This window comes from Membranihabitans maritimus (assembly GCF_021729145.1).
Classification (GTDB): domain Bacteria; phylum Bacteroidota; class Bacteroidia; order Chitinophagales; family Saprospiraceae; genus Membranihabitans; species Membranihabitans maritimus.
In genome coordinates, this window is the sequence record NZ_JAJSLW010000019.1 from 74,573 (window position 1) to 99,472 (window position 24,900).

Sequence of the window (24,900 nt, forward strand, 5' to 3'; positions counted from 1 at the left end):
ATTATTTCTTTAAAAAATTCTTTATCTCATTCATTCCGCGCTTATATAATTTCACATACTCTTTCAGCTCATCTTCATTATCGAATGGTATTGGGCCTGAACTCAGAATATCAAACATTATTGACTGATCAGATTTACCATTCATTCCCTCAAGTGCTAACTTAAATGCGCGCATATCGCTTCCAGTCTTCTTAGTCTGTGAAGGTGGGTTTTTAATAATATCTTGAACATATTTTGTTCCTTTAAGTTTGTTCATTTTCTCAGTAGCTTGTCGGATTATACAAGGAACGCAATACCCACATTGAATTCCGGGCTTACTACCTTTCTTTCTTCTACTATTATCCGGATGGGAACAAGATATTGTTGTTTTGTTCCATTTTTTTAAAAAGTTAGTGTTCTTGCAATTTCTAGCTATTTCTCCTTTTGTAAGAAATTGATATGGATTTCGAATTGGGTTTTTTATATCTAATTCAACCATTATTTTCTTAAATAAACCGAGGTAATGTGGATGTGTAGTTCTCGTGCTGTGACTACTCAGCCTGGTACCAGTTAAAGGAATATTCAATGATATTAATCCATTCTCTGGAACAATAAATTCAACATTTTGTCCCAAGGAATTAGCAACTGACACCCCCAAGCAAAGAAATAAAAAGGAACGCGCTCTTGAAGATCTTTCTTTCGAAAGACTCTTATTCTTTTGAGTAGGTTGAACCCAGAAACGGGTATAGTCAAAAGAGCCCTCACCGTACTGCTTTTTTAGAGCGTCATAGAGTATTGGCTGCACGTTCCCTTCCGTTCCGCGTTTATAATGACTTACGAAATGTACTTTCTTATTGTCTTCCAATAAGTCTATTGCTCCTATAAATGAATCCATCCCTCCGGAAAAAAGTGATACAGATTGAATTTTGTTGGGATTTGTGTCCACAGGTAATTCCAACTGTTTCTGCTCTCCAGCCTTCTTCCTAAATGAAATTTCCCATTTATCTCCACTCAAAAAAGATAGCATATCTTCTATTTCTTTCTTGCACCTGGTCCAGCCTCCTACTGTTGATACTGGAACAAATAATCTAATATGCCGACTCCATTGCTGAAACCCATAACTCTCTCTTGAGATACCTTGATCCACTGTATAAACACCAATAGCAAAATGCAGTAAGTCATGTACATTTGCTGTTGTGACTATCTGTTGATTCTTAATTTCTGTAAACACATTTGTACTCAACACAGTGTCCAGAAGCCCTTGCTGATCAGTATTGATAATGAGCTTTTTTTGATTTTCTGGGACTTCGATATCAAAAAAGTCTTTACTATTTTGCTTAAAAATTATATTCCACGTATTCATTTTTCTAAAGTTGAGTATGCTAAATCAAAAATATTTTGGATGATTTGCTTACCTTTCCCTTGAGTGATATCTAAAGTCAACATATCCATTTTTCCTAGACCAGATTTCACTTCACCAGTTACAAAGTCTTTCATCTCATTTTCTAATGCAATTGCTTCTGCTTCTGATAAGTCATTACGTTCTAAAGCAAGTCCGGCTTCATAAACCCACTTTTTAAAAATATATGCACTTACGAATTCAATCACAGTATCCTTAAGCGTATTCTCATCAAGCCGATCAAGAGCCGTGATGTCTTGATCATTTTCGATTAGTTTTTGACAGAGTTTATCAAATGCCATCATTACAGCAGTGCGAGCTATCGCTTCATCATTTGTTGAACCATCTGGAGCTATTTTATTCGCAATTCTTGCAAAAACTTCTTCAGTTGGTTTGCCAATACAATCTGCAAGATCATAATCTCGTAATATTTGTTCTATTCCAGAACTTGCAACACCACTAAAAAACCCTAAGTAATTGCGTCCTGCACTTATTCCCGCATTTGAAGCCCTCGTAGCACTTTTATGACCGCCTGTTCTTTTAACATAAGTCTTGGCAGCTTTTTTAAAAGTTGCTCCATATCTGCCATTTACTATCCTTTTTAGCGCTCCTTTTGCAGTCTTTAAAGAATCTGCATATCTATCACCTATCCCATTATCAGACTGCTTCCCATCATCTGACTCATCATCTCCTTGTGAATTGTCTTCTTGATTTTGATTGTCATCCTTATCTGGCATATCCCCACCTGCTGTTGCCCAATTTGGTAAGAGTGGAGTTCGTCCTTTTGGCCCTGATCCTGATGAAGACGTTCCCATAATTAATTCTTCAATTTACGTTTAGCAATCTTTGCCAGGTTCCTATTTGCGGTACTTTCGCTCCAACGACCTAAAATTTTATCCCCTACTTGTTCGTGCTCAGAATCCGAGGTTAAGGTAGATATCCAGGTTACGGCAGAAATAGGCAATGACTGGTGCGGTAATTTTTCCACCATTCCAAGAAATTGAGAAATAAGTTCCTTTCGCACTTCACAAAAATCCACAAGTCTTTTTAGGGGGGAAGAATCACTCTTCTGTATACCATCATGTTTGATTTTTTCAGACAAAGACTCAAAAATTGCTGAAGCATCTCCTGGACTAATCGATGCGGCTTCCCGTAAAGCAACATTCTTTACCGATTCAGCATCATTCAACAGTTTCCTGAAAACCTCTTGTGCTTGTGAACTCATCCGCTGCAGTTTAATGCCAGATGAGGATAATTTATCTCTGGAGAAGTAAAAATATGGTTGTAGATTTACCCCAGCTAAAGGTGGCTCAGAAGACAACCAATCTTTGATCCAGCTATCCTGTATGTATGCCTGTTGCTCTACTGATAAGCTCTCTACCTCATCATCTCCTACTATGTCCTTTTTTAACAATTCTTCTACATTGCTAATCCATGGGATCAATCCCTCATTTTTTGACTGCTCCTCATAGAAAGCCCTAAACGTTTCCGATTTAAAGTATTCGAGCAACATCAATTTAGCCAGAATTCTTTTGTTCAACTCTTCTCCCGTGGACTTAGCCATTTCATGTCGCAAGAACATTGTGTTGAGGAATCGTTTAGTCTGTCTGGGATTTCCATTGAGTCCTACCGTCAATACTGGAATTAATTGTGCTGATAATAAAAGAGCTTCCTTTAATTCTTCATCTACTTCATTTATAAAATCCGCTATATTATCCAGACTAAGCCTAAAACCAAATTGCTCCTCATTTTTCTTCTTGAGTACACCTTCACGTATAAATTCAAATTCGCCTGGATCGACAAATAGATTAGTAAATAACAAGTTTACATAAATGGTAAGTTCCAAATCACTCAACGGAGGTATTCTTATTGGATATTGGATCAATTTCTCCAGATAATCACGGCCTACCTCCATGTTGTCCCCTGGAATCTCTGGAAACCTTCTTCGAACAGCGTACTTGATTAATCTTTCGTCTGCACCTATTATGAATGCTGTGTTTTTAGCAAACAAGAATAGTTTAATAGCTTCCAGTGTACCAATGACAGTATCATGAGAACACCTGTCCAGGTCGTCAATAAATACAACAACCTTTTTGATATTAGTCTCATTGATCAGTTCCTCAAAGTTGAGATGGAACTCTTGAATATTTGTCCTCAGAGATTCATCAGGATCATCAGTGCTTTGCTTCTCTTTTATATACTTTTCGTAATCCGCTTCTGAAAACTTCTGAATTGCTTCCGCAGAGCCGGCGACAGCTAATCCGGCAGGCCCCATTGTGAGGTATCCAAGACCATATTTAATAGCGGATCGTCCAAGTTTAATCAGATCAATTTTCCGAAGCAACTTAGCCGCGATTTTCAATGCCTTCTCATCAAGAGTTCTTTTCTTAATAATTTCATCCACAATCCTGCTCATCAGAACTGTCTTGGTATCCTCATAACCTTCAAATAACCATCCGTTGAAGTTGATCACGAGAACATCATCCTCATCTGCATATTTGTCTTCAATCATTTTCATTAGACTAGACTTTCCACTACCCCAATCTCCAAAAACGCCTATACTGCATGGTAAAAGGTTGTCGTTATTAATAATACTTGTTACAGCCCTTACCATATGCTGAAAATCAATAAAATCCGAATTTGTTTCGTTATCGCTCCACATGATTATTTAAAATATTGCTTTACTGTTTGAATGGCTTATAACTCATTTATATCCGTAAATTTTATACCCCTTTCACACCGTTTTTGTATGCAGTGCAGCATCAGCATCACATACTTCTCGATAACTTTGAATTTTACATAACAAGTAGCACGTAAATACATTATCATCACTTCATTAGGGCTTACAAATACACTCCCTAATGTAAAAAATAAAATTCAAAAATTGACCCTTGTTCAAGAATTTTCATGTATATAATTAAAATAAGTTGCAATTTATTATATATGCTATTAGTATAAGGTCAAATAGATTAGAATAATAGGAGCGTTCTGAAATTTTCTTGTTGCCTTTTATGCAAGTAACGTAAAGAGTTTATTGAAAACTATTATTTGTTTAATCCTCCTCTGTGTAATCTATCCCTAAGTCTAAGAGATTTTTTGGATGGGTTTTAAGCATTTTAGCTATTTTAAATATAGTGGATAGTCTTAAATCTCTTTTGCCATGTTCATACTTAGAGATATTACTTTCGTCAATGTTTGATTGGTAATCAGCTTGAAGAAGAGACAATTGTTTGTCTTCTCTTATCTTCTTAATGTTTTCTCCAAATAATAACAATATTTTTTTTCTCTCTTCTTCAGTCATAGATGATTGCAGTGATATCTAAAGTGAGAGATTTTTTTAAAAAAATCACGGTCTAATTAGACCGTATAATTATTTTTATTATATTTGTCTTAGACAAAATACTCAAAGATTAAATATTACTTTGAGTAGAAATAAAAGTGAAAGCTAGATATAGCATTTATACTTGACGTCTTGTCTAGAAAACTGGTAATTTTTATGGACACAGGACATTAGGTGAATGCTCACGTCTATAAAATTTAGGCGTGGGCCATCTTGTTGTGTCCAGGGTATACCAGTACCTCTAGTCGATGAGTTTGGTTCATGCCTTTTTTTGAATCCATTCTTTTAATCAAGACGTTCCATAAAAATAGTTTAATAATTATGGAGCCATTAGTTGTTTTTACCGATCCTTATTCAACATTGTTTTTCCCTTACAAATTGGAGGAAAGCAACGATGGTATCCAGATTGTTAATTTGTTCTCCGTATCAGATATTATGTATTCGAGGAAGCCGAGGAAGCCGATTTAGGTTTGGATAACAAAAATAGGGTGAAGGAATAATTTATAACTAATCATATTTGTTTAGTTGTATTGATGATCATAGATTAGCGTCATCTCAATCGAAAGAGGAAATAGGAAGGAATTTCAAATACATGAATGTGATAATATCAAAAATAAAAATGGCGTCAGGGTTTTCACAGTATGATTTAATGTACAGAAGGAAGCCGAGGAAACCGATCTGAGGAAGCTGCAAGCTACAGGTTCAAGCTAGAGACGGGCCAGGATTCCATTTTTGATGAAATTTTCATTTGTGCACGATGGTGAATTCATCTGTGGATCTTCCTGATTTCCTGACAGCTTAATGGCCCTACTACCGATTTACGATTTACATTTTTACAAACAACTTGAAATTATACATATGCGACGATATAGGTTTATCAGTCTCCTGGCTATGGTATGTACTGTGGTGATGGGGCAGGAGGGAAGTAGTGGTGCCGGTGAGGGAGGTACGGCGGTGATATATGGGGAGATCGAATCTGTGGAGCCGGTGGATACGATGGAATTGGTAGTATGGAAGCGCTATCTGGGTAAAACCGGGATATTTCCTCCTTTTGATCGGATGCAAAGTGTGACGAAAGCGGGAAATATTTTCAACCGGACGATACGAAGCAGGACTTTCTCCTTCCGACTGCACCTGGACCGACCCGGTTATTTCTCGCTGCGTCGGAATGTGTTTACCTTTTGCGACCGTATGAAAATCCGGCCGGGCGACAGCGTATTTATCCACATCGATACCAAGCAGGCGATGGTGCGATTCACCGGGCCTGACGCCATGCGGTTCCAGGCCCAGTACGACCTGGCACGCGCCATCGATACGGAAAAGAAAACCCACGACCCGGTAATGGTGGGGGTGGACCGGGAGACGTTTTTGTCGGAAGGAAAAACACAGAAGGCCTATCAAAAAGCGCGTGAAGCAGCGGAAGAAAGTATGCTTCCCCTGATGCGCATGATCTTCAATGACCGGCAAAAATACCGGTATATGGAAGAAAGGGTAGACCGGGATCCCTACGACCACCCGGGGTGGGAAGTGATCGCGATGTATCGCCCGCTGGTGGATGAAGCGGGTATCCGGTCCATGGAGTACCGGCTCCTGGGGCAAATTATGGAACCGCTGGCCGAATTTCTATACATGGGCCTGGGGCGTAGCGAAGAATCACAACGAATATGGGATACCTATACCGATCGCATGGAGGATGTGACCTTGCCGGATGATATTTCATTTATAGAGCCGGGAATAGTGGACTTTTTGTACCGGAATATCCAGGCGTACCAAAAAGTGGAAGGGGTAGAAGTGAGTTTTGATGATATGATTGGTAAATATGGAGCTATACTTGGTGAATATGTAGTCGCGTATTATACAATTCGCCAGTACAAAAATCATGACACCCCCGATGCCTTGTTTGCCCGTGCATTGGAATTCATTCAAACACCGTGGTTACGTGACGGATTGCAGCAAATGGCTTCCCGTCTCAAGACCGGTACCCCTTTTCCGGAAATCTCGCTGAAAGACCGGTCCGGAAAAGAAGTCCTGCTCTCGGACTTGGATGATAAAGTTGTTCTCGTTGACTTCTGGTATACGGGTTGCGGGGCCTGTATGAAGTATTACCACGAGACCCTGGGCCCAGTGGAAGAGCGGATGCGGGAGGAAGAAGATGTGGTATTCGCCTCCGTATCCTCGGACCGGAGCCGGGAGGTGTGGCTGCGCAGTATCGAAGAAGGAAAGTATACTTCGTCGGATTTACTCAACCTGGCGGCCGGAGGATTTGACCACCCACTGCTGAAGTACTACGGGATCCGTGCTTATCCCACGCAGATGCTGCTGGACCGGGAAGGGAAGGTCTACCAGATCGGGAATTTTCCGAAGGACCCGGAGGAATTGGAGGTATTAATTAGGGAGGTTTTGAAAAAGTAAATCGAAAGGTAAAATACAAGTGCCCGGGTAAGTGTACCCTGTGGAAAGAATTCATGCCATGCTTATGACCTGTGGTTGCTGTGTTTATGACGGACCGGTGAAGGCAGGTAAAAGCGGAGTTTTCCGGTCAAAGGACCGGAGAGAGAGTCCCGGAGGCCGGAGGGCGACCGGGAAATGATCGACAGGTTGGACAGCCCCGTACCGGGTTGAATTTGGGCTCACCCACAAAGTGATCCCTTGGGACAATCCTAGCCATCACATAAGCTTATGCGCGGCTTAGCGATCCCTTTGATATTGAGAATGTTTGAAAAGGACCCGTTACGTATGACTGGATTTCCGGAGCAGTGTTATAGGATTCCTTCTGTCAGTACATTGCAATTCACCATGACGCTCCCGGAGCCGGTAGGGGCTGCCCCTGTTTTTATCAAGAAAAGAATATAAAGATCAAATCAGAGACCCTGAAGGGTATACTTCAAGGTTGGAGCAAAGTTCCTGTGACGGGAATATAGGAGCAGTGAATGAAAATGGAAACCAGTATGGAAAAGCGCTGAAGGTGACCGAATGTAGTCCGACCCGGAGGTCGGACCAAGGGTGCTAAATGCACGCTTGATGAGGGAACCTCACCTTCCAAGGTGAGGGTGGGTGAGCTCTGGTAAGGGAACCGAGGGTTCCGTCCCGATGCTACAGGAATTAAATTTGAAGGAACCGAGCCTTCCACGGCGAGGCTACACGATTTGTTATAATGGCAGGTAACCCCGGGTTTTGAACCCGGGGTAAAGAAAGAAACGAATGGAAAGTTCTGGCGTGTGTTTTTGCGGTCCCGAAAGGGGCGAAAACCATGACAGAACGGGAATGGGCAGTTCAAAACAAAAACCTTGAAGGTCTGGCTTGTAGTGGCTGTAAGGAGTGATACAATTCAGAGAAAGCTTCACGGGGGTCAAATCAGAGACCTTCAAGGTTGGGTGTAGAATCCCGGGAGAAGTGGTGAGGCAGGAAGAAGGTTTTGATATAGCAGGCTGCCAGGGTCCTGTGCATCCTTTTGCAAAAGCGCGGGGCGAGGTAAATCCGTCGCGGCTTTCAATTCTTTTATCAGAGATCCTGTAGCCGGGGTATAGAAGATAGGTGGAAGTGAAGCAGGAAAAAGACGGTAAGACGATGCGTAAAAGGATTGTGGAAGCAGGATTTTGTGAGCTGAAGGGTAAGAAGTAGCGCAAAAGCGCCTTAGCAAAAGGTGGCTTTTCTTTTGTTTCTTTTCTTTGGCCAGCAAAGAAAAGATAAAAAAGAGGATACCTGATCCGGGGTAAAGAAAGAAACGGATTGAAAGTTCTCATGAGTTGTCAGGAGAGGACTCCTGACAAGAACCGAGAAATGGTAAGGCAGGAAGAAGGCTTTGATATAGCAGACTGCCAGGTTCCTGAGCTTCCTTTTGCAATAGCGCGGGGCGAGGAAAATCCGTTGCGGCTTTCAATTCTTTTATCAGAGATCCTGTAGCCGAGGTATAGAAGATAGGTGGGAGTGATGCAGGAAAAAGACGGTAAGACGATGCATAAAAGGATTGTGGAAGCAGGATTTTACGAGCTGAAGGCTAAGAAGTAGCGCAAAAGCGCCTTAGCAAAAGGTCTGCTTTTGCCATAGGCATCCCTTTGGGGTTTGGTTTCTTTTTTTCAGATAAAAAAAGGAACAAAGGAAAATATTAAAATTTATTTACTATGGATCAATCGACTAGAAATCAAAGGGACGTTCGAAATAATAGGTTGAGAGAAAAGAACTCCAACGGCATCCCGGCTACTGGTAAGCGAATAGAACTAAAAAGATATGAAAAGTAAATGCCCAGGGCATCCCTTCGCAGAAATGCAGTACGGGTTAGCCCTATCGGGGCTGAATAGGAGTAACCCCGGGTGTTGAACCCGGGGTGAAGAAAGAAACGAATGGAAAGTTCTGGCGTGTGTTTTTGCAAAACGCAAAAACCATGACAGAACGGGAATGGAAAGGACTGAAAGAAAGAAACGGACCGAAAAAAGTGAAAAGATTAATTATGTAAACCGGGATCTCCCGCCGAAACATATCTGTAGGCGGGCTCATGCCAACGGCATCCCTTACGGGGCCAAACCCGCCGCGACTCAATGCATGTGCGCGGCTTGGCCACAAAGTGATCCCTTGGGGACGATCCCTCAAAAATAGCCTATGAAAACAACACAACGTATAACACTACTACTTATATTGATGAGTGCATCCTGGTTACAAGCCCAACAGGCCGTATACACCCTGCATGGTAGTGTATGGGACTCCTTGACACAACACGTATTGGTGGGGGCTGCCGTGCAGGTGATGGGCGAAGAAAACATAGGTTCTGTGACGGATGAATCGGGCCGATTCACCCTGTCCCTCACCGAAGGAACTTATACATTGGAAGTCCGGTACCTGGGGTATAGACCAAAGCAACTACTTACGCACATACCGGGTACCGACTCCCTTCATGTGAACCTGGGCCCCTCGGGAATCTCGCTGGGGGAAGTGGAGATCGTATCTACGGGCTACCAGGAGGTGCCGCGGGAGCGGGCGACGGGTTCGTTCGCTACGGTGGATGAAGAACTGGTGCAGCGCCGGGTGAGTCCTAACCTCCTGGACCGGCTGGAAGATATGGTACCGGGGCTGGTCTTCAACCGGGCGGGAGCTTCTGATGACCCCATATCGATCCGTGGCCGGAATACCATCTATGCGAATGCCCGGCCACTGATCGTAGTGGACGGCTTTCCGTATGACGGGGACCTGGTATCGATCAATCCCAATGATGTGGAAAACATCACCGTGCTGCGGGATGCGGCGGCGGCCTCTATCTGGGGGGCGCGGGCCGGGAACGGTGTGATCGTGATCACCACGAAGCAGGGACAGTATGACAAGCCGCTAAAGGTGTCCTTCAATAGTAATGGGACCTTTCAGGAACAAAGGGACCTTTATTATCGACCGATGATGTCAATGACTGACTATGTAGAGGTGGAGGAAATATTATTTAATAGATCGTTTTACAGTGGAGATGAAAATTCTAATAATAAACCGGCGTTATCCCCGGTAGTAGAGACACTAATCGCCCAGCGGGACGAGATTATCGATAATGGTGTTGCTGAATCTATACTGGATAGATATCGGAACCATGATGTACGGGAGGATTTGGATCGATATTATTACCGGCCCACCTGGCAGCAACAATATTCTCTGGCATTGCGGGGTGGTGGAAACCGGTACCGGTATTCGTTTTCCCTGGGGTATGACGACAACCAATCCCAAATCGTGGGCAATGGCCGGAAACGGATCACTTTGAATGCAAGAAATACCTGGATTTCCCGGTCTGAGCGATTGCGTGCGGATGTAGGGCTTTCTATGTCCCGGGATCGGAGAGCCAATGACAATTCTGTACCCGACACACATCCTTATGAATCATTAGTAGATGAAAAGGGTCAGCCGTTACCGGTGATGCAGGGTTTGCGAAGTACCTATCTTGCCAGTTTAGATACAGTGGGACTTTTGGACTGGCGATACCGTCCACTGGAAGAGATTGGGCTTAGGGACCGGAACAATACGAATATGGAATATCGTATCCAAACCGGGGTATCCTGGGAAATCATGAGCGGTTTGACGATAGAAGGTAAATATCAATACTGGAATAATCATACCCGTTTACGTGATTATCACCCAAAAGAAAGCTATGAAGCAAGGAGTCTTATAAATTACTTTACTGAAATCGACCAATACGGAAGAAAGGTTCAAAGGGTGCCGGAAGGGGGGATCCTGGACTATAGTTATACGTCGGGATACAGTCATACGGCACGCGGACAGGTACGCTATAATGTCAAACGAGGGGATCACCACATTGATGTTTTGTCCGGAATAGAAATAAAAGAATTCCAAACGGAAACTGATATAAACAGATCATACGGATATAATGACTACACCGGCGAAAGCCAGAATGTGGATTTGGCAAATTGGTATCGATATTTTCATAATGGTGGTTTGGGTTTTATCCCATCAAAGGAATCACATACCGGAAGGACGGACCGATTTGAATCGTATTATTTTAATGGAGCTTATACGTATGATTATACCTATGGATTGTCATTGAGTGCCCGCAAAGATGGATCGAATCTTTTTGGTGTCCGTACTAATCAAAAATGGGTTCCACTCTGGTCGGTAGGTACAAGTTGGACTATAAGTAAGGAAAAATTCTATAATATCGGATGGTTGCCCTATTTAAAAATGAGGATGACCTATGGCTATAGTGGTAATGTAGATCGTTCACTATCGGCATATTTAACGGCATTTTACTGGAATAATACAATAGCGGGAGTGAGTGTCCCATATGCTCAAATAAATAATCCACCTAATCCCGATCTACGTTGGGAAACGATAGAGAGTTGGAATGTGGGGGTAGATTGGGAGTCTCGTAATCAACGTATGAAGGGAACATTAGAATATTACATAAAAACGGGCAATGATTTAATTGGGGACCGTCAATTCCCATATTCCAGTGGTATTTCCGAAATGCGTGGAAATTTTGCTTCTACTCGAACCGTTGGTTGGGATTTGGATCTGACTACGATTAACACTACAGGAAAATGGAAATGGACCACACATTGGTTATGGAATTTGGTCCGTGAAAAGGTGACAAATTATGAAGATGATTTTACAACTAATGGTTATTTATCATTTAGTGGTACGGGGAGTCCGTATGAAGGGCGGCCGTTGTATGGAATGTATAGTTATCCCTGGGTAGGTCTGGATCCTCAGACGGGAGATCCCATGATTTGGTTTGAAGGTGAGGCGAGTAGGAACTATAGTGCGATTCGCAGCCGGTTCGCCAAAGAGGACCTGATCTACCACGGTCCGGGAAGGCCACCTATATTTGGAGCGTTACGGAATGAACTGACCTGGAAGGAATGGAACTTGTCGGCGAACTTAAGTTATAGATTGGGCTATTACTACCGGAGAAGATCGGTAAACTATCCCATGTTGTTAAATGGAAATCTGGACCATAATGACTTTTCAGACCGTTGGGAGCAACCGGGAGATGAATCACATACTAATGTTCCATCACTGCCTTCATCGATCTATTATGACAGGGATAATACTTATATCTATTCGGATATCCTGGTGGAGAAAGGTGACCATATCCGGTGGCAGGATGTGCGGTTGAGTTATTCGCTGGACCGGAGGCAGATGCCGCGACTGCCCGTGGCGCATGCGGAGTTCTATGGGTATGTGAACAATATCGGTATCCTGTGGAAGGCGAGTGATGACCCCCTGGACCCGGACTTCCGGAGCGCGAAGCCGCGAAGGAGTATAGCAGTGGGGGTGCGGGTGGAGTTTTGAAAGGATCGCCAAGCCGCGAGAAAGGAATGCGGGAAGCCGGGTTTGGTGAGCCGAGGAGTTGTCAAAGCGGCTGGGCCAACTATCCGGGCGCGCAGAGCTTTGTCGCAGTTAATTCGGGCTCATGCCATAGGCATCCCGTTGGGGGCGATCCCTCGATCATGACAGAAAGGGAGGAAAGAAAGGAATAGAGTGCCGGCGATAAGTGGCAGTTGCCTTTCTCTAGCATCGGCTGGGCGACAGGAAGCCACTTAGGGATGCCTTTGACGCAGCCACTGAAAACGAACGAAGAAGGGAATAACCTGTTGGCATCTGAAAGACCTGACAGCGTTATTTCCTGAAAAATGGAATAATTACTAAGAAATAACCGGGCTCACCAAACCTGCCTCTGCTCCATGCATGTACGCGGTTTAGCGATCCCTCAAAACACCATAACCATGAAAAAATACGAAATACCGACTTCCCTGAGAAATGGAAGGAATGAGGAAGGGAATAATCGGTCGGCGTCGGTAAGACCCGACAGCGTTACCTCCCGGAAGAAAGAAATAATTACTGAAAAATATCCGGGATCTCCCGCCGAAACATCTGTGTAGGCGGGCTCATGCCAAAGGCATCTGGCAAGGCCATCCCTTTGGGGCCTTACGGGGCCAAACCTACCTCTGCTTCATGCATGTGCGCGGCTTGTGCCCAAGGCATCCCGTTGGGGGCGATCCCCCAAAATCATAAAGCACTCACATACACTGCGAGTCTTTGCGTGAACTTTGCGTAACAACTAAAGCACCATAACCATGAAAAAATACATACTACTTTTACTCCTAACTATACTCATGACCACCGGCTGTAAAGACTACCTGGATGTAAAACCTGAGAAGAATCTTGTAGTTCCAAGATCTTTGGAAGACCTTGCCCGATTGACGGATAATATTCTTATTCTCAACTATTGGTATCCGGCACTGGGTCTATGGGCATCTGATGAACTTTTAACTGATGATGCTGGATGGGCGGGATTGAGTTCTACGGTGGAAAAAAATACTTACATTTGGGATTATTCCAAAGGATTGGAGACCATAAGTGAATGGACAGCGTCTTATGAAAATGTATTTTATGCCAACGTGATTTTGGAAGAATTGAATAGATTAGAAGTCCCGTCTGCTAATAAACAGGATTTATACAATAAAGTAAGAGGAAGGGCTTTATTTTTTAGAGCCCAGGCTTTTTTTAATTTAACTTCCCTATTCACATTGCCTTATGAACAATCAAATTCAGATCGTCAATTAGGTATAGTTTTAAAAAGGTCTTCAAATATAGACAAGCAACCACCCCGAGCCTCATTGCAAAATACTTATAATCAAATAATAAAGGATTTGCAAGACGCAATAAGTTTATTGCCTGAGGAAGAGACCCTCCCAAACAGACCGGATAAAAATGCTGTTCATGGATTGCTTTCCAGAATATATCTCCAAATAGGGGAATATGAAAGTGCTTTAACCCATATATCAAAAATAAATGAAGTTCCGTTGGAATTGATGGATTATAACCTGTTGGATAGCACTGAAAGTTATACTATACCTTTCCCTAATTCGGAAATTCTTTTCCAGGCCAGGGCTACCAATTATAGTTTTCGGGGTAATAATTTGGTATATGTAAACCCGCAGTTAATTGAATTGTATGAAAAAGATGATCTGAGAAAATCTATTTTCTTTACTAAAAATGAATATGAAGAATATAACTTTAGAGGAAGCTATTTAGGTGGAAGGAATATATTTGGAGGAATTAGCTTAAATGAGATTTACTTGACCCGAAGTGAATGCTTAATCCGTATTGGTGAGGTAGAGGAAGGCTTATCTTTTCTTAATCAACTTTTGGAATATCGGTATAAAAAAGGAACATTTCAACCAATAACAGGACTTTCTCAGGAAGAGGCGCTGAATAGGGTGTTGGAAGAACGACGTAAAGAGTTAGTCTTTCGACACAATCGTTGGTTGGACCTGCGTCGCCTCAATCGGGATGAAGATAGTGAAACTACCATTTCAAGAAGTTTAAATGGAAAAACCTACCAATTGTTACCTCATTCCAATGGATACGTATTTCCGATTCCGGTAGATGAAATACAATTGACAAAAATTGAACAAAATCCATTGTAAAAAAGTAAAGGGGATACTAATGTACCCCCTTTACAACCTAATAACTACTGAAGTTCGAAACGCCCAGTTTGTAATACCTGTGAATTGGTATCCGGTAGAGCGTAGATGCAATTCTCAGTTTGAGGTTCATTGCATTCGTATTCTATACCGGGTTGAGAAGTATCATACCACGTTTCTCCTCCATCGGGAGTTCCGAATCCATCGACAGCTTCTTTTGGCGTAAACGCCAGTGCGAGTGTGACGGCCACAGCGGCGGCCAGTGCGGGCAGGTGTTTCACTGCCCATTTCGAATTACTAATTTTCAAATGTTTCATGACATTTAAATTTGCGTAGTCGTATCCGGTACGGTATATGGGCCCATACCGGTAACCGTTGTGGATGCGACCACAGGTTATAAAAAAAATTATGTACAAAAATCATCCGTCGACGGATGGCCGGTCGTTGGGTGTTTATCTAAATGTAATTTTTTCAAAAATAGGGTGGAAGCCCTTAGCAAAGGGTCCCACCCACGGGCAATGCTATGTGTCGTTCAGCCACAATCGCTGCCCGGTTTTTTCCTGGGTCCTTGCATTATGACACCGAAAAATAATAAGGACGTCAAAAAAATATTAATCAACCAATGTAACTTCCAGTCCATCGAAGAGAAAATACCTCCACAACTACAAGGTATGCGGTCAAATCCCCTCGCTACGACCAATCCTACATAGGTGGAAAATATCGTCATAAGGACCAAAGAAAGTACTAAGCCTATCCTCCGGGTACTCAGAAAAATCAGGAGGATGACTGTTATAAGTTCAGAAAATGGGATGATATAAGCCAGGATGTTTTCCCATTCTGTGGGTAAAGGCTGATTGCGGAAAGTAGCTATATGGTGGTCAAATGCCCACAACTTGGAAATGCCCGTATAGGCAAATACCACAATCATAATCAATACCGTCCCGTTCTCTATCCTTCTGGCCCAATGCATGATATACCCTTTTAAGAACTTATTCAGCAAGAGAACTCCAGGGTATAGTGTATTACATAAAGACCCTGTTTAAAAAAAAACAGTTGTTTCTTTTATGTTTTTTTACATAAATATATAACCCAGATCCTTTTGCTTAAAAGTTCTGATTAAAAAATAAAATACATTTGTGGCTGAACTAAATTTTAAGATTGAAATATCTTAATGTTGTAAATGTATAAATAAATAATTAATTTAACAAATATACAGCGAATTAATTTATTCTTATTATACATTTGTAAGTAAGGCCGGAAAGATACGGGGGGCGTTTTCATAAAAATCAACCCGGTCGGGAGGTGATGGGACCCACCTCCAATGGGATGGTTCGCCGGATGGATACCTGGGTCTTGCGGACTGGATCATAGATATCGCATAAGGCTGTACCTACCATTATCATAGCTAGTATAGAAGATGTATGGATCCTGTAATCCTGTAAGAATAGTAGGTGGGGGTATGGAGATTACCGGGGATGGAATTCAGCTTGCACGAAGGCATTACTATCCTCATGGATGCGGCATCCCTTGCCGGGCTGCCCGGAACGCGCCGGGCAGCAGCAAGGATTACCAAATGATCTATAGGTGTGTTTACAGCATAGTGGATGGACAGACGTATTCGCTTACTTCGAATTGTCCGGAGGCTTTGAGTGCGCTGAATCCGCCTTTCACGTCTATCAGGCGGTCATATCCTCTCGCCCGTAATATCGAGGTGAACATCATCGACCGGTACCCGCCTGCGCAGTGTACGAACCAGGTTTCATTTTTGGCGATGCGGTCCAGGGTCTCATTGATATAGTCCAGCGGCAGGTTCTCGGCACCCAGGAGGTGTTCGGAATCATATTCGCTTTTCTTCCGTACGTCCAGGATTTTAATTTCCGGGTTCGCTGTGCGGAGTCCTGCCAGTTCATCGGGGGTGACGGACAGGATCTTATCGGTTTCTTTGTGAGCCGCTATCCAGGAGGGGAAGCCGCCTTCCAGGAATCCGATGGCGTGGTCATAGCCTACGCGAGCCAGGCGGGTGACTACTTCTTCTTCCATACCCGGTTCCGCGATAATCAGGATTTTTTGCCGGATATCCGGAATAAGGGCCCCGACCCAGGGAGCAAAATTACCGTCTATCCCGATGTTTATAGAATTGGGAATGAATCCCCTGGCGAAGGTCTGGGCGTCCCGGGTGTCCAGTAACAGGGCATCGGTTTCATTGGCTACCTGTTCGAACCGGGATGGGCTGAGGGCTTCCAGGCCCCGTTCCAGTACCTCGTCAATGCTGTCATAGCCCTTAATATTCATCAATACATTCTCGGGAAAATAGCCCGGAGGCGGCATCAGGCCCGTAAGCACCTCCTTGACAAATGCTTCTTTGGACATGTCCTGCAGGGCATAATTGGTCTTCTTCTGGTGCCCCAGGGTATCCGTCGTTTCTTTGCTCATATTTTTACCGCAGGCCGACCCGGCCCCATGCGCAGGGTATACGATAAGATCATCAGGGAGCGGCATAATCTTTTGATGCAGCGAGTCGTAGAGGTGAGCCGCCAGTTTTTCTTCGGTAAGTTCGGCTTTTACTTTCTGGGCCAGATCCGGGCGGCCTACATCCCCGATAAATAATGTATCGCCGGTAAACAATCCCGTCTGTATGCCATTTTCATCCGTCACCAGGAAGCAAGTGCTTTCCATGGTATGCCCGGGGGTGTGGAGGATCGTGATCTTCGCACCGCCTAATGCCAGTTCTTCCCCGTCTTTCGCCACGTATGCGTCAAACCCCGGTTGGGCCGTAGGACCGAATACAATGGTCGCTCCCGTCTTTTTCGCCAGGTCGATATGGCCCGATACAAAATCTGCATGGAAATGGGTTTCCAGGACATACTTGATCTCCGCCCCGTCTTTTTCCGCTTTTTTGAGGTAGGGCCCGACCTCCCTGAGCGGATCCACGATGGCCGCTTCGCCATTGCTTTCGATGTAATATGCGCCTTGCGCCAGGCATCCGGTATAAATTTGTTCTATTCGCATGATACTTGCATTATTGTTGTGTAATTTGATGTCCCTTCAAATCTACATCACGATGGACCCGGGAAATGGTGACTTTTATCACCGCGGGGAAAAAAGGATGAAAAAGTACGGGCCGGTAAAATTTTTCAGGCCGAATGCGATTTTTTTAATACATTAATAGTCTTTTACGACCACACAAAATGATGCAAGCGTGATACGGAATACCCTACTTCCCATATTGGCAGCTACAGCCTGGATCAGCCTATCCGAATTTGTACGCAATTCCTATTTTTTACACGACTATTGGATTACCCATTACCAGAACCTGGGAATGACATTCCCGGAAGAGCCCGTTAACGGGGCGGTCTGGGGCCTCTGGTCTTTGTGCTATGCTATAGGTATTTATAGTATTTCCCGGAATTTTTCCTTTGTCGGGACCTGGTTGCTTTCCTGGTTCCTGAGTTTTGTGCTTATGTGGTTGGTCGCGGGAAATATGGGAGTATTGCCCCTGGGTATTTTGTATTTTGCCATACCCCTGAGCCTCCTGGAGGTATTTGTCGCGACTCTTATCATTCGTGCACTGGCCCGGAAAAAAAGAAGATAACCGATGGGGGTGGATAGGGGAATGCTGTGCCTTCCTGTCCGGTGGTCTGTCGTTGGTCCATATCTTAAATTAATTATTGGCTTCCATCCATCGCGCATTCACCATATGTACCGTACCTACGGCACGGAAAGGAACAATTATACACACATCAGAATATCAATAGAATAGGATATGACCAGAATACATTGTTAAAAAAAGATGTGTTCCGCCGTTAGGTCCGGCGGTAAGGCGGCGATCAAGAATTGGTTCATTAATTCATGAGAAATATAGATTAACGTGATTTCGACGAATAATTGATTCTGTCATTATTTTTGCTGAAAATGCAAAAAAATCAATGCCAGAATCGACGATTCAACTTGTTTTCCACCCTGGGTTAGTAATATTTCGCCCCTTCAGGGCTCTTATTCTCTCTGTCGAACTCAGGTTAGATTATGGATTGTTGTCAGTCCCGTGCACTCGGGTTCTCCTGACATCCTACCATCCTCAGGTCATGAGACCTGACGCGAACCAGTTAAATTATATAAACTTATGAAACGCTACATTAGTATGGGGCAGTACGATGCTTCGCATAATAGGGGGATTGGAACCGCATGTTTTTTTAATGTATTGTTTTCGGTACCCGGTACAGCGAACTGAAAATACGGAATGGTGTCCGGTCTTTTCCCTGATGCCCCATAAGGTGAGTACCTACGGCACGCTGCGAAGCGGTCCCAGCAGGACAAAGCCTGGGCAGAAATAGGGTAGAAAAAATATATAGCGCGCTGTAGGTACACATCAGAATATCAATAGAGTAGGATATGACCAGAATTTTTTCTTAGTAACGGCATCCATGTTTTCGGATAAGGACTTTATAATTCTATATAAATGGGGTTTTATAGAATATAATACTATGGATTTTGGAAAAAAATATAGGAAAGTGTTGTTGATTTAGATTGTGTTTGTATATTTGTTATACAGAACGATGTTCTAAATATAAAACAATGACAAATAAAAAACGTAATCAGGATTCCCGATACCACGTTCCCAACCTGGAAAGGGCTTTTGATATTTTGGATTTATTGAGTCAGTCACCGGAAGGAATGACTATAGCGGAAATCACCAATGAACTGGAGGTTCCAAAGAATAGTGTGTTCCGGATCACCCGAACATTGGAAAACAGGGGGTACCTCTTGCGGGATGAGGATACCAAAAAATTTATTTTGTCCCGGAAGTTACTGGCATTGGGGTATTCCGCAGTAGGTGAGGAGAACCTGATCGAAAAATCCCTGGATATTTTACGGAGATTGCGGGATTTGTCCGAAGAGACCGTATTGATTGGCGTCTTACTGAGTGGAGAAGGAGTCGTCCTGGAACAGGTAGTGGGTAAGTATCCTTTTAAGTTTTATGTCGATCCGGGTTCCCGGTTTCCCCTGAATACAGCAGCACCGTCCAAAGCCATCATCGCATTTTTGCCCCCGTCGGAGCAGCAAGAAATCGTCGATAAAATGAGTTTTCCGAAATTTACCGGAAACACTATTACCAATGCGCGCGATTTTATGGTGGCGTTGACCAGGATCAGAGAAGTAGGATACAGTGTAGACGATGAAGAAGAGATCATAGGAGCCCAATGCGTAGGCGCCCCGATCTTTGATGTGCACGGATATCCAAAGGCCGCTATATGGCTTACCGGACCCACCAAACGCGTGAGCAGGTCTTCCCTGGACGAGATAGGACAACTGGTAAAGGAGCATGCGGATATGATATCCAAGAGACTGGGGTATTTTCCTTCCAAAACAGAGAAGGCAACCCGGGAAAAAGGACTGGAAAAAAGGGAATAGATGAATCAAAAAAGTATCTCAAACTGGATAATGTTGGTGCATTTTGTTTGAGATACCGATATATTAAAAATTGTTAATATAAAACCCAAATTTATGAAAAAAAATGAAAATCCCTTGGATAAGGGGCTTTTATGGAATGCTGTGGAAAAATGGCTAAGCATTATGTCTGCGGTATTTATTTTGCTTCCGGCCTGGGGGCACGCGCAGAATCCATCCATCCGTGTCGAAGGACGGGTGGTGTCATCATCCGGGAGTGAACCCCTCATAGGAGCGAATATATTGGTAAAAGGGACGAATATAGGAGCAGTTACAGACGTGACAGGGGCGTATACCATTGCCGTGCCGGATGTCGGTGATACCCTGGTTTTTTCGTATATCGGCTATGTGCCCCGGGAGGTGCCCGTACGGGGTGAATCCGAAATCAATGTCGACCTAACAGAAGACATTCAGAGCCTGGACGAGGTCATCGTAGTGGGGTACCGGGAAGTAAACCGGAAGGATCTGACTGGTTCTGTAGCTGCTGTCAGCAGTAAGGAAATCCTTCAACTGCCTGTAGTATCCACGGAACAGGGCCTTCAGGGGCGGATCCCCGGGGTGAATATATCCCAGACCAGCGGGGCCCCGGGCGGTACCCTTAGGGTAAGGATCCGGGGGAATAATTCCGTCCAGTATGGGAATGGACCCCTCTATGTCATAGACGGATTCCCTATCAACAGTAGTTTCAATACAGGGAATATAGGGGCTTCGGGTGTATTTGGGAAAAACCAGGGGACGAGCCCACTGGCTTTCCTGAATCCCAATGATATCGAATCCATATCCGTACTGAAAGATGCTTCCGCTACAGCTATATACGGAGCGCGGGGGGCGAACGGTGTGGTAATGATTACTACCAAAAAAGGGAGTCGGAACCGGACCCAGATCAATTTTGACACGTATGCGGGTTTTCAGCAGGTGACCAAAAAAATAGACGTATTAAATGCACGCCAATGGGCTACCCTGGCCCGGGAGTTTTGGTCAAATTTCCGGGACGGGAGTTTGATTAGCCGTGCGTATACCGAAGATCAGATTGCACAGATGGGGGCCGGGACGGATTGGCAGGATGCGATATTCCGGAATGCACCGATCCAGAATTACAATCTATCGGTAAGCGGCGGGGATGAAGATACGCGATTCCTGGTATCGGGGAACTTTTTCGACCAACAGGGTATCGTCATTGATTCCCGATACCGCCGGGGCGCATTGCGACTAAACCTGGAACAAAATGTAACGGATAAATTGACCGTAGGTACCCAGTTTACCTCAAGTTTTATCCATGATGACGCCATTCCCCAAAGTACTTCGGGACACGACCAGAGTAATCCTATTTTCGGGGCCATGCACATGGTGCCTGTACTCCCTGTTCGCAACCCGGATGGAAGCTATTCTTCCCACGATGAAATATGGCAGACTACAGGGGTATTCATGAAGCCGTTTCATCAAAACCCGGTGGAACTGGCCGAAAAGATGGACTACCTGAAAACCAATAGCCGGACCCTGGCAAATGCTTTTTTTACCTATAAATTGTTGAATTCCCTGACTTTTAAATCGAGTCTGGGAGCTGATGTGTCCAACATCCGGTTGAAGACTTTTCTGCCCTCGGACCTGGTTATCTCCCGGAGTACCGGGGGAAGTGCCAGTATAGGTTCCCGCCAGGTGATAAACTGGATCAATGAAAATACCCTCACCTACCAGCAATTGTTTGCCGATCGGCACAGTATCAATGTCCTGATCGGGTATACGCTTCAACAGGAAAATGGGGAGAATTCAAATGCGAATACGCAGAATTTCTTTTCGAATGCTACAGGATATAATGACCTCTCGAGCGGGAATAATCCTCTACCCCCGCAATCATCAGCCTACCGGTGGTCGCTGATGTCCTATCTCGGACGTCTCAATTACCATTTTGACAGTAAATATTTCGTGACCGTTTCGGCCCGGTACGACGGATCAAGCAGGTTTGGCGAGAATAATAAATTTGGGTTTTTTCCATCTGCGGCGCTGGCCTGGAGAGTCAGCGGTGAGGATTTTTATCCCCAAAATTCTTTCCTCGGGGATTTGAAGATCCGTGCGAGTTATGGAAAGACGGGGAACCAGGATATCCCATTGTACAGGAGCCTGGAAACCTATACCACCGGCGGTCAATATGTATTTGGTAATAGTTTTGTCAATAGTATTGTCCCCGGGGTATTGCCCAATAAAGATATTAAATGGGAAAAGACGGACCAGTTTGATATCGGTATCGATCTGACCCTTTTCCGGGACCGGGTGAATGTAGTCGCTGACTATTATTACAAACTGACCTCGGATTTACTTCTCAATGTGCCGATACCGCGGCAGGGAGGATTTACCAGTTCATTGATCAATGTGGGTGAAGTGGAGAACAAAGGAATGGAGTTTGGTCTTTCGGGCGATGTGATAGACCGGGAATTTAAGTGGAATGTATCAGCGAATATTTCTTTCAACCGGAATAAAGTACTGAAACTGGCGGATGCTGACCGGTTTTTCGGATCATCCTTGAGCAGTTATTTAATCCAGCGGAATGGAGGATCCGGGTCGGTCATCATGGAAGGACAACCCATCGGTGTTTTCTGGGGAAATATATTTGACGGGTTGTGGCAAACCCAGGAAGCGTTTGACGCAGGCCATATGTCCGGGAACGGTAATTCCGGACCGGGATTTGAAAATTTCAGGGACATTGATGGCAACGGGGTTTTCGAAGAAGGGCTGGATGAGACCATAGTGGGGAATCCCCATCCCGATTATGAATTCGGGATCAATAATACCCTATCTTACCGAAATATTGATTTCAGTTTTTTTATATACGGAAAGCAAGGCAATGATATTTTGAACCTCAATCTGGTAGAAGGAACGACCCAGATCAACGGATTCAATGGATTTGCCGTATATACACAGGCCTGGGATGGACCCGGTTCCGGAAATTTAATTCCCAAAATCGACCGTCCAGCCGGTAGGTCCGGGGTATTCCCGAACCGCGTCAGTACCAATTTTATCGAAGACGGATCCTTTATTCGATTGCGGAATGTCACATTGGGGTATAATTTTCCCGCCGGAAAGATCTATTCTTTGCAGCGGGCAAGGGTATACGTAGCCGCGGAAAATCTGGTCACCCTAACGGATTATTCGGGATACGACCCGGAGGTCAACTCGCTGGGAGATGACAATACCGTGTTGGGCGTGGATATGAATGCATACCCTATGGCCAGGACTTTTCGTGCCGGTGTACAAATTGGTTTTTAATGATAAAATGAAAGTATAATGAAAACATCTATATATATAGTAACCTTTGTTTGTTTATTTACCTGCGCCCAGTCGTGTCAGGATTTTCTCAGGGAGCAGGCTTTTTCACAAATAAGCAATGATAATTTTTACAAAAGCCAACAGGATGCCCTCGCCGGGGTCAATTCCATATATTCTATCCTCAATGACGGTGCTTATTTCGGAGGTAACGGATGGTATTTTGGCGATGTATCGGCAGACCAGGCGAACAACGGTGAAGTGACCGGGGAGCTGGATGTCATGGATTACAATCCGGCTATTAATACATTCAGGGGATACTGGACGATATTGTACCGGGGTATTAATTATGCCAATAATGTCATCACCTATGTTCCCGGTATCCAGATGGACGAAGATTTGCGGAATCGGTACGTAGGGGAAGCTCGTTTTTTGAGAGCTATGTTCTATTTTGACCTGGTGAGGGGGTTTGGAGATGTTCCCCTGATCCTGGAACCCACGACGGATGAATCGAATAATATCCTGCCGAGAAGCGGAGCGGATGAAATATATACTACCATCGAGGAAGATCTGGTATTTGCCACCCAGTCATTACCGGAATCGTATGGGAGTAGTGACATCGGAAGGGCTACAAGAGGTGCAGCAAGGTCTATGTTGGCCAAGGTGTATCTGACCCGCGGTGATTATGCCAATGCCCGGACCCAGGCGCTGGCGGTTATGGATTCGGAAACCTATCAATTGTTTGAAGATTACAGGGATGTATTCCGGGTGGAAAATGAAAACGGGAAAGAGCATATATTTTCCGTGCAGTTTATGTCCGGGGCCAGCTCGGGACTGGCCAGTTCTTTTACCTCTGCATTTGCTTCCCGGAATCCCAATTTGCTATTTGGCGGACTGCGGGCCGGATCTGCCATTGCAGCGGAAGATGATTTTTACAATGGTTTCCCGGACCATTACCGGAAATCCATTACCCTGGTTGATAGTTTTCCGAGTGCTTATTATCCCGAGATAACAGCGGAGGGGCGATGCCAGGCCGGGCCGGCGTGTATGAAATATTGGGATCCGAATCTTATCGCCGAAAGCCAGGGCGATGCCAATTGGATGGTGTTGAGATACGCTGATGTAATACTGATGTTTGCAGAAGCGGAAAATGAAGTAAATGGACCTACACAGGATGCTTACGATGCTATAAATTCCATACGGAAGAGAGCGCGGGATGCCAATGCCAACGGGGTGGATGAAGCAGATGAAAGGGCCCAATTGCCGGACCTCGCGGGGTTGTCCAAGGAGGCGTTCAGGGAAGCTGTGTGGGCGGAACGGGCGATGGAGTTGTGTTTTGAAGGTCATCGAAGGTGGGATCTGCTGAGAACCGGTCGTTTTGTAGATGTCATGGTTGCCAGTGGAAAGCCGGCTCAGGATAGACACCGGCTGTTTCCCATCCCTTTGCTGGAAATTCAGGCGAACACGAATCTCAATCAGAACCCGGGCTATTGAGTGTCACGAAACGATGCAGATTATGAATAGTTGATAAGCAGCATTGTGGCTGCACAATTGATGAGGGTAGG

At 44.4% G+C, this 24,900-nt stretch carries 17 protein-coding genes; 9 read left to right on the forward strand and 8 right to left on the reverse strand.

All coding sequences use genetic code 11. The annotated features are described in order from the left end of the window. Nucleotide 1: 1 nt before the first annotated feature. The 4 genes from qatC to LVD47_RS18945 all read right to left on the reverse strand — a co-directional run bounded on the left by qatC (nt 2) and on the right by LVD47_RS18945 (nt 4,679). A complete protein-coding gene (qatC, locus tag LVD47_RS18930; RefSeq protein WP_236979697.1) occupies nt 2-1,342 on the reverse strand; it encodes a Qat anti-phage system QueC-like protein QatC in 1,341 nt (446 codons plus the stop codon). Beyond that, nucleotides 1,339-2,193, reverse strand: a complete 855-nt coding sequence (gene qatB / locus LVD47_RS18935) for a Qat anti-phage system associated protein QatB (RefSeq protein WP_236979699.1) — start codon at nt 2,191-2,193, stop codon at nt 1,339-1,341. Before qatB ends, qatC begins: the two co-directional genes overlap by 4 nt. Nucleotides 2,194-2,195: 2 nt before the next feature. Beyond that, nucleotides 2,196-4,040 (reverse strand): KAP family P-loop NTPase fold protein, encoded by a 1,845-nt coding sequence (locus tag LVD47_RS18940; protein WP_236979701.1) that lies wholly within the window; start codon nt 4,038-4,040, stop codon nt 2,196-2,198. 390 nt (nt 4,041-4,430) lie between these two features. After that, nucleotides 4,431-4,679 carry a helix-turn-helix domain-containing protein gene (locus LVD47_RS18945; RefSeq protein WP_236979703.1) on the reverse strand — a complete coding sequence of 83 codons (249 nt, stop codon included), beginning with the start codon at nt 4,677-4,679 and terminating at the stop codon, nt 4,431-4,433. A gap of 897 nt (nt 4,680-5,576) precedes the next feature. Between LVD47_RS18945 and LVD47_RS18950 the strand changes: the two genes are divergently transcribed. Further along, complete coding sequence (locus tag LVD47_RS18950) at nt 5,577-7,130, forward strand: TlpA family protein disulfide reductase (protein ID WP_236979705.1); 1,554 nt, start codon at nt 5,577-5,579, stop codon at nt 7,128-7,130. A gap of 737 nt (nt 7,131-7,867) precedes the next feature. Here the strand turns inward: LVD47_RS18950 and LVD47_RS18955 are convergent. Further along, entirely contained in the window at nt 7,868-8,461 is a 594-nt protein-coding gene (locus tag LVD47_RS18955) for a hypothetical protein (RefSeq protein WP_236979707.1), read from the reverse strand. On the opposite strand from LVD47_RS18955, the gene LVD47_RS18960 reads away from it, so the two are divergent. The 4 genes from LVD47_RS18960 (at nt 8,460) to LVD47_RS18975 (ending at nt 14,635) form a co-directional block, all read left to right on the forward strand. Next, on the forward strand, nt 8,460-8,621 hold the full coding sequence (locus LVD47_RS18960) for a hypothetical protein (RefSeq protein ID WP_236979709.1): 162 nt from the start codon (nt 8,460-8,462) through the stop codon (nt 8,619-8,621). The two genes, LVD47_RS18955 and LVD47_RS18960, sit on opposite strands and share 2 nt — an antisense overlap. A gap of 693 nt (nt 8,622-9,314) precedes the next feature. After that, nucleotides 9,315-12,494: a SusC/RagA family TonB-linked outer membrane protein gene (locus LVD47_RS18965; RefSeq protein WP_236979711.1), complete on the forward strand. Its 3,180-nt coding sequence runs from the start codon at nt 9,315-9,317 to the stop codon at nt 12,492-12,494. Nucleotides 12,495-12,928: 434 nt separating this feature from the next. Beyond that, the gene (locus tag LVD47_RS18970; RefSeq protein ID WP_236979713.1) at nt 12,929-13,084 is read left to right on the forward strand and encodes a hypothetical protein; all 156 of its coding nucleotides are present in this window, start codon (nt 12,929-12,931) and stop codon (nt 13,082-13,084) included. A 195-nt stretch (nt 13,085-13,279) separates the two neighbouring features. Further along, the gene (locus LVD47_RS18975) at nt 13,280-14,635 is read left to right on the forward strand and encodes a RagB/SusD family nutrient uptake outer membrane protein (protein WP_236979715.1); all 1,356 of its coding nucleotides are present in this window, start codon (nt 13,280-13,282) and stop codon (nt 14,633-14,635) included. Between the two features lie 44 nt (nt 14,636-14,679). Here LVD47_RS18975 and LVD47_RS18980 read toward each other — a convergent pair whose 3' ends face one another. The 3 genes from LVD47_RS18980 to LVD47_RS18990 form a co-directional block, all read right to left on the reverse strand. Then, complete coding sequence (locus LVD47_RS18980; protein WP_236979717.1) at nt 14,680-14,913, reverse strand: DUF6520 family protein; 234 nt, start codon at nt 14,911-14,913, stop codon at nt 14,680-14,682. 251 nt (nt 14,914-15,164) lie between these two features. Then, nucleotides 15,165-15,602, reverse strand: a complete 438-nt coding sequence (locus tag LVD47_RS18985) for a MauE/DoxX family redox-associated membrane protein (RefSeq protein WP_236979719.1) — start codon at nt 15,600-15,602, stop codon at nt 15,165-15,167. Nucleotides 15,603-16,222: 620 nt separating this feature from the next. Next, the gene (locus LVD47_RS18990; protein WP_236979721.1) at nt 16,223-17,641 is read right to left on the reverse strand and encodes an MBL fold metallo-hydrolase; all 1,419 of its coding nucleotides are present in this window, start codon (nt 17,639-17,641) and stop codon (nt 16,223-16,225) included. 190 nt (nt 17,642-17,831) lie between these two features. On the opposite strand from LVD47_RS18990, the gene LVD47_RS18995 reads away from it, so the two are divergent. From LVD47_RS18995 to LVD47_RS19010, 4 genes are all read left to right on the forward strand, one after another. After that, nucleotides 17,832-18,224, forward strand: coding sequence for a hypothetical protein (locus tag LVD47_RS18995; protein WP_236979723.1), 393 nt, complete (start codon nt 17,832-17,834; stop codon nt 18,222-18,224). A gap of 980 nt (nt 18,225-19,204) precedes the next feature. Further along, complete coding sequence (locus LVD47_RS19000; RefSeq protein ID WP_236979725.1) at nt 19,205-20,041, forward strand: IclR family transcriptional regulator; 837 nt, start codon at nt 19,205-19,207, stop codon at nt 20,039-20,041. Nucleotides 20,042-20,134: 93 nt separating this feature from the next. Continuing rightward, entirely contained in the window at nt 20,135-23,338 is a 3,204-nt protein-coding gene (locus LVD47_RS19005) for a SusC/RagA family TonB-linked outer membrane protein (RefSeq protein ID WP_236979727.1), read from the forward strand. An 18-nt stretch (nt 23,339-23,356) separates the two neighbouring features. Further along, nucleotides 23,357-24,829, forward strand: a complete 1,473-nt coding sequence (locus LVD47_RS19010) for a RagB/SusD family nutrient uptake outer membrane protein (RefSeq protein ID WP_236979729.1) — start codon at nt 23,357-23,359, stop codon at nt 24,827-24,829. Nucleotides 24,830-24,900 lie beyond the last annotated feature (71 nt).